Origin of the sequence: Bacillus sp. S4 (assembly GCF_040838205.1) — a bacterium.
Lineage (GTDB): Bacteria > Bacillota > Bacilli > Bacillales > Bacillaceae_G > Bacillus_A > Bacillus_A cereus_U.
This window is the reverse complement of sequence record NZ_JBFPJI010000176.1, coordinates 1-6,721: the sequence shown is the minus strand read 5'-3', so window position 1 is coordinate 6,721 and position 6,721 is coordinate 1. Positions and strand designations below refer to the sequence as shown.

Here is a 6,721-nt window from a genome sequence, read left to right as displayed (position 1 = left end):
ATATTATAACTGTATAATTTTAATATCTATGTTTATTAATGTTTTTATGCTATTTAGTGCAGTCTACTCTCATTATATATGCAAGTAGAGTTGTTTAGCTACTGTAAATGAATAAATAAAATAAGCCAAGATATAAAATTCTTGGCTACATGTAAATCTTGTTCATAGGTTATTTTACAGTGACAGTGGCACGTTCTTGAATACGTTCAAATAACCAATGTATATCATTGTTATACATGCGAATACAGCCAAGTGTTGTAGCTTTGCCAATCGCTTGATTGTTGTTAGTCCCATGAATCGCATACGTTGTTCCGTATGTTCCTGCCATATTTAATCCGAGCCAACGGTCACCAAGTGGATTACGTGGATCGCCGCCTTTAATATGTCCTGTATAATAAGGACGGTTTTTAATTTTATTTACCACTTGAAAAGTACCTTTAGGTGTAGGTGTTGCTGTTTTGCCAGTAGCGACAGTGAAGCTTTTTATAAACTTTCCATTTTGATAGAAATCCATTTTATTTAATTTCGTGTCAACGATAAGCTGTTCGTTAGTTGAAGCTGCTTCCGCAGACATATATGGAACAGTTAAAAAACCTAACGATAACATTATAGTTACTAGTAATTTTTTCATTGATATTCTCCTTTTACTATTTTAGTAGTATTACATGCAATGAATTTGTAATCCTCGTAATGCTTGATGTACGTTTTCATTTAGTGATTCAAAAAAAGCAGTGATTTTTGTATTATGTTTGTTGTTTTTATCAATGAGCAATCTTTCATTTAGTAAAAGCTCACCGTGTAGTCCGAAGCTCTGTACTTGAATACTCATTTCATCTTCTGTTTCAGAAATCATAGGTAAGAAATAGTGAAACGCTTTCGTTGGAATGATATAACTTTTTCCAATCATGCTTTCTTGATTAGAATTAGTCCATTTTTTCGTGACAATTTTAATATTCTTTTTAGAAACGACAAAAGATAGCGTTGTGGATTTTGTTAAACTTACGTCAAATTCATTTGTTTCACATATGTGTAAATTAAAAATCGTTTCATTTGGATGAGATTCAATATTGGTATTAATAAAATCGTGCATTTTATAAGCTTCCATTCTTATTCTCCCTTTTTTCATTTTCAGAAAGCGATTTATATTTATTCAATTTAATGTTTAGGTAATATAGTAGTAAAAGTTTTCAACAAATTCCGATATAATCTTACAATACGTATATGAAGCTAATATGAAGTTAGTATGAGTTTGTTATGGTTTTTTATAGAGAACAAAATGAGGCGATTTCCGAGTGCTAAAAACTGGATAAAATTTGTATATTAACGTCTCTCGCCATTGTAATAGGTAGGTGCCATCCCGTTTTAAAACAGTAATTTATATAATTAAATAAAGAACAGAAAACTTTAGCATGAGCCTTACAAAAATGTAATAAAAATGTAAGCTATTGTGATAGTTATTTCGACAATTTTTTTATACAATAATAGTAACAAGTTGTACGTGGATGAAAGGGGAGATGACATGGAATGGGTTCATGAATTATTTCAGCAATACGGGTATTATGTAGTACTTGTAGGTTTGCTGTTAGAATATATTGCACTTCCGTTTCCGGGAGAGCCCACATTAGCATATGCGGGATTTTTAGCACAGAAGGGTGACCTAAGTTTACCTATTTTAATTATCCTATCCTTTATTGGGACAAGTGTAGGAATGACAATCCAATACTTTTTAGGAAATAAGCTTGGTATGCCTTTTGTTCAAAAATACGGGAAGTACGTATTTTTAACACAAAAAAAAATTGATTTAACGAGAATGTGGTTCGATAAGTATGGCTATTTTCTAATCTTTATCGGTTTCTTCATTCCTGGTGTACGTCATTTTACAGGATACTTTGCAGGTATCATTAACTTACCGTTTCGCCGCTTTGCGATTACAATTTATTCAGGTGCTTTATTCTGGGTATCATTCTTCTTAATTGGTGGCTACTGGTTAGGTGGTAACTTACATGATATTTTCGGATTACTGGGAGATCATATCGGTAAAATCATTTTCGGAGCTATTGTCATTGTAGCAATTACGTTAGGCATTCGTTTCCGCAAACAACTAAAACGAGTATTTTTACAAAACGCAAGTTAATATGAAATCCATTCTATGTCAAAATTTAGGAAGGCAGTGCTTTTGAGCACTGCCTTTTTTATTGTATTTTCCAGTTTGCTTTTATTTTTCCCTCGATACCGTAACCGGTCACTACTATATAATATGTTCCCGTTTTACTAGGTGAAAGTTCGTACGTATCGTTGCTTAGTATGGACATAGGTTCATATTTATTAAATTCACTAGAAAAGCCAGTGCTATAACCTTGGTAGGTGTTATTTTTAGTAATAAGGAAGTTTACGTTAACCCCAATTGTGTAGTTCTTGAAGATTATTATATACGTTATGTCTAGCATAATATATATTCGTTTTTGACATATATCTACGTCAAAATGACAATGATAATTGACAAAGTGAAGGATATTATTTACAATTTTAATTAAATAAATGAAAAAGAGGTAAAACATGAAGCTTCAAAATCGAGTGAGGGAACTTAGAGCAAAGCATCGTGTATCACAAGGGGATTTAGGTAAAGCGATCGGCTCATCACGGCAAACCATTAGCTTAATTGAGCGTGGGGATTATGCACCGTCTATTGTGTTATCGCTAAAAATTGCACAAATTTTTGGAGTGCCAGTGGAGGAGATATTTATGTTGGTGGAGGGGGAAGATGGAGATGAAGAGTAGGAATAAGGGAAATGGGAAAATGACGGCTATATTGAAGTTGTTAGTAGGAGCAATTTTTGGTGGGTTTATAGGGTATGTAGTAGGGGATATTGCAACAGAGGGTACTAGCAAAATACCTCCTGTTATTAGCATTGCTATGATGAGTGTATTTGGCGTAGCGATTATATATTATATTTGGAAGCGTACAAGAGCGCTCGCACAAACGAAAGATGATGAAGAAAATGTTAAGGGACGAAGATTAGGGATAGCGCTTATTTATTTTCGAGTAATGGAAATTATTATTCCATCATGGTTTGTTTGCTCAGTTATCGCTTTTTATAGAACGTATACGAGTGAGGGGAACTTGCTCTTTGTTAGTGTAAGTATTGTGGTATCTACAGTGTGCTTTATTGCTATAACTTGGTTAGGATCTGTAATGAGGAAAAGGTATAACGCTCTATATCCAGAACAGAGTGTTACGTATTCTCAGTCAATGGAAATGTGGGCAAAGAATGCAGATGAAGGGCAAAAGCAAATTGTTCATGAAGCGGGATATAAGGCATATCAATATACAAATATGACACTTGCTTGTGCGTGGTTGGCGGCGATTGCGTATGCAATTTTAGATGGAAAAGACTTCTTTATGGTCATTATGATTTCGTTCGTTTGGGTATTACATGTTGGAACATATATGTACGAAATGCATAAAAAAATGATTTATTAAGGGGAGAAAAACGGTGTACGTTTTAAGAAGACCTGCTTTTTTAATGTTCGTTGCCTTCGTTTGCTCCACTTTATATGGGCTTATTCGAATAGAAAAAGTACAGCAAGTTATAGAAATATGGGCCTTTTTCGGGATTGCATTGCTAGTGTTAGCTATTCATGAATTAGGGCATGTAATATGTGGTTTGATAGTCGGTTTGAAATTTAAGTTTATGACAGTAGGGCCTATTACTGTTCAAAAAGAAAAGGGAAAAATACGAATTCGAGAAAATAAAATATGGATGTATGTTGGTGGCGTCGCAATGTTAGTACCGCCTTCCACATACACAACGAACCTTTCGAAAAAATGGGCATGGATGACTTTAAGCGGACCATTAACGAGTTTCGTATTTGGCATTGTATCAGGTTACATATATATGGTGAGTTATTACCACATGCTTTTATACTTTTCTGTTTTACACCTTGCAATCTTTGTCGTCACAGCAATTCCAATAAAGGGAACGCTACTAAGCGATGGCATGCAATTTCTCATTTTAATTAAAGATGATGAAAAGGCTAGAGAGCATTTATACACGATTCAAGTATCGAGTGAGTTATTTAGTTACAAAAGACCGGAAGATTGGGATGAGAGATTAATAGAACTTAGTGAGGGGAAATTAAAAGAGGATAAAAGTATAAGCGAGATAATGAGTGGACTTATGCTTGTCTTTTATGCCCGAGCTGATCAAGAGGGAATGGAAAAAGCGATAGTGCATTTAGAGAAAATTGTGCAGTTACCTGTGACAAAAGAGAATAAATATTTTGTTGGTAGTTTTCATAGTTGGTATCTTTTATATAAAGTACTGTATCAGGAGGGAAATCTTTCCCTGCAAGAAGCGAAGGAACATGCAAAGGCAATTACAAAAATGGACTTAAATGGGTATTACCGCACACAAGGAATTGTTAAATATTTAGAGGGTGATTTAGAAGCTTCACGCACTTATATGAGGAAAGCTGATAAAGAATTGAAGAGCGCTGAGAAGAGTGAGATAGGATATTTACAATTAGAGAGAGAATGGTTTGAGCAGTTGAAGGAGAGGGTATCTTACGATGGGTGAGGTATCCTCTTTTCTGTATGTAATCTTTTGCCGTTCCATAAAAAGTTCGGGGCGAGTAAAATGAGATAAGAAGAGCAAAGCTTGGAGGAATTATATATGGAAATTTTAGCGATTATTTTGTTAGTCTTGCTCATTTATGTAATTTTTAAAGTGACGTATGTAGCATTGAAAATACTTGCGATCCTGTTAGTTATCTTTTTAATCGTGGAGTTCGGTAGTAAGTTGCTTGGGGGATAGGGTATGTTGCACGTTTTGATTGTCGAAGGATGTCGTTAAATCGATATCCTGTGTCGAAACGTCGATATAATGAAAAAATCGCCGATATAATTGGAGAAACGGTCGATATAATCGAGGAATCGCTGATATATTTCGATAAATACCAAGCGGGGTATGCAAGCGTGGAGAATAGCAAACAAAAAAGCTGGAAGAGTATCTTCCAGCTTAAGAATTGCTTTCAATTTGTTGACCATTTTCTTCTTCGTGGTCTTGTAGTAGGTTGAATACGTCTGCTAGGCAGAATGCGATAAACCAAGTCCATAGACCGTGGAAGAAAGCTGAGCTTAATTGAAGTGGTAATGTATAGTTTGTCATTGAGTAGGAAATACATCCACCAACGATTCCGATCATTGTTAATAACATTGTTTTTTGAGCATTTTCTTCTGGATTGAAGAGGAAGAAAATGTATCCGCCTAAAATTGAAGCGCTTACAAGGGTTTCGATTCCATTGAAAATGATATTCTCCCCAAGTTGAGTGTTTGTCCAGAAACAGATTGCACCGCCGACGATGGCAAATAGGACAGCTAGTGTGTATCGTATATATTGATTCATATGTTCATCTCCTTATGTAATAAGATGATTTGGAAGTCAAAAAGGTAGGTATAGTATATTGAAGTGAATTTTAGTTGTACGTATCTTTTTATAAAAAGATCAGTGAAGAATAACTAAGATGAACGGCTTTTGGAAAACCGTTACGTGTATGGTGTCTGAAATATACCCGACTGCTCGTTTCTTTTTGCTTATAAAAATAAGAGAAACTTCCAAGTCTATATACTCTTTTTTGTAAGTCTAGTTTTATTATAACACATTTAGTGATACAATAATAGAATTATCTGATTTTGTAATAAGTGTAAAAAATAAAAAGCGCAAGGAATTGTAGTTCCTTGCGCTTTTTTATATACGTTTGAAACGGCCGACAATTTCAACTGTTTCAGTAATGTTCATAAATGCTTTATTATCCACTTGGCGGATAATACGTTTCATTTCGCCCAACTCGTAGCGAGTTACGACAGTGTAAATCATTTTTTTCTTATGGTTTGTATAGCCGCCGACAGCATCTACCATTGTCACCCCACGTATGCCGTGATGTAATAGTGAGCTTTTTATTTCCTCACCTTTTTCTGTAATTGTCATTATCGTTAATTTAATATGTTTTGTATGCACGGCATCAATTACTTTGCTGACTACAAACCGACTAATTAACGTATAAAGCGTAATATCCCATCCGAAAATAAATCCTGCTGCAACAAGTAAGATTAAGTTGAATCCAAAGATGATTGCTCCAATTGAAACATCGCGATGTTTCGCTACAATCAATCCAACAACATCAAAACCACCTGTTGAAGAAGCAAATCGGAATATGATTCCTGAGGCAGCACCGCAGATGACACCACCGAATACAGAAGAAAGTAAAATATCGTCTGAGACTTGGTGTACTGGGATAATGTTCATCGCTAAAGATGATACAGCTACAAAGTATGCCGTTAAAAAGGTTGTCTTCTTTCCTAAGTAAAAGTGACTTAAAATAAGAAGCGGAATGTTTAGTAAAAAGATAAGTGCTCCGATATTGTAGTGCATTAAATAACCGATAATCATCCCTACACCAGCGAACCCACCGCTAATCATATTATGCGGGATAAAAAACATATTCATAGAAATTGCATACAAAATAGAAGCTATAAAAATAACAACTAACTGTATCATAAATTCTAAGTGAAATGTTTTAGCTGCTGGGAAGGATAAAAAGGCGGTGTCGGGAACGTAATCGGCGTCTCCTAGTTGACCCATAGTATGTTTCATCTCCATATTCATTTTTGATTACAAGAAGAGAATAAAGCTTTTTTCAAAAACTGGCAATAGTTTTATTA

9 protein-coding genes are annotated in these 6,721 nt (G+C 34.7%); 5 read left to right on the top strand and 4 right to left on the bottom strand.

Annotated elements, in window-relative coordinates; genetic code table 11:
* Positions 1-169: 169 nt before the first annotated feature.
* Together AB3X48_RS15340 and AB3X48_RS15335 are read right to left on the bottom strand one after the other, a co-directional pair.
* Complete coding sequence (locus AB3X48_RS15340) at positions 170-631, bottom strand: L,D-transpeptidase (RefSeq protein WP_002112718.1); 462 nt, start codon at positions 629-631, stop codon at positions 170-172.
* A 30-nt stretch (positions 632-661) separates the two neighbouring features.
* Positions 662-1,105 carry a DUF3978 family protein gene (locus AB3X48_RS15335; protein ID WP_016106556.1) on the bottom strand — a complete coding sequence of 148 codons (444 nt, stop codon included), beginning with the start codon at positions 1,103-1,105 and terminating at the stop codon, positions 662-664.
* 414 nt (positions 1,106-1,519) lie between these two features.
* Here AB3X48_RS15335 and AB3X48_RS15330 point away from each other — a divergent pair, with 414 nt between their 5' ends.
* The 5 genes from AB3X48_RS15330 (at position 1,520) to AB3X48_RS15310 (ending at position 4,814) form a co-directional block, all read left to right on the top strand.
* Positions 1,520-2,134 carry a DedA family protein gene (locus tag AB3X48_RS15330; protein ID WP_016106555.1) on the top strand — a complete coding sequence of 205 codons (615 nt, stop codon included), beginning with the start codon at positions 1,520-1,522 and terminating at the stop codon, positions 2,132-2,134.
* A 422-nt stretch (positions 2,135-2,556) separates the two neighbouring features.
* Positions 2,557-2,778 (top strand): helix-turn-helix transcriptional regulator, encoded by a 222-nt coding sequence (locus AB3X48_RS15325; protein ID WP_002089441.1) that lies wholly within the window; start codon positions 2,557-2,559, stop codon positions 2,776-2,778.
* Complete coding sequence (locus tag AB3X48_RS15320) at positions 2,768-3,481, top strand: DUF3169 family protein (RefSeq protein WP_372343017.1); 714 nt, start codon at positions 2,768-2,770, stop codon at positions 3,479-3,481. The genes AB3X48_RS15325 and AB3X48_RS15320 overlap by 11 nt, the downstream gene beginning before the upstream one ends.
* Before the next feature lie 13 nt (positions 3,482-3,494).
* Complete coding sequence (locus tag AB3X48_RS15315) at positions 3,495-4,577, top strand: M50 family metallopeptidase (RefSeq protein WP_016106553.1); 1,083 nt, start codon at positions 3,495-3,497, stop codon at positions 4,575-4,577.
* A 96-nt stretch (positions 4,578-4,673) separates the two neighbouring features.
* Positions 4,674-4,814: a DUF3985 family protein gene (locus AB3X48_RS15310; protein WP_002159971.1), complete on the top strand. Its 141-nt coding sequence runs from the start codon at positions 4,674-4,676 to the stop codon at positions 4,812-4,814.
* 204 nt (positions 4,815-5,018) lie between these two features.
* Here AB3X48_RS15310 and AB3X48_RS15305 read toward each other — a convergent pair whose 3' ends face one another.
* A complete protein-coding gene (locus tag AB3X48_RS15305) occupies positions 5,019-5,405 on the bottom strand; it encodes a DUF3938 domain-containing protein (protein ID WP_002159972.1) in 387 nt (128 codons plus the stop codon).
* Between the two features lie 342 nt (positions 5,406-5,747).
* Entirely contained in the window at positions 5,748-6,641 is an 894-nt protein-coding gene (locus AB3X48_RS15300) for a YitT family protein (RefSeq protein WP_002145016.1), read from the bottom strand.
* Positions 6,642-6,721: the final 80 nt, after the last annotated feature.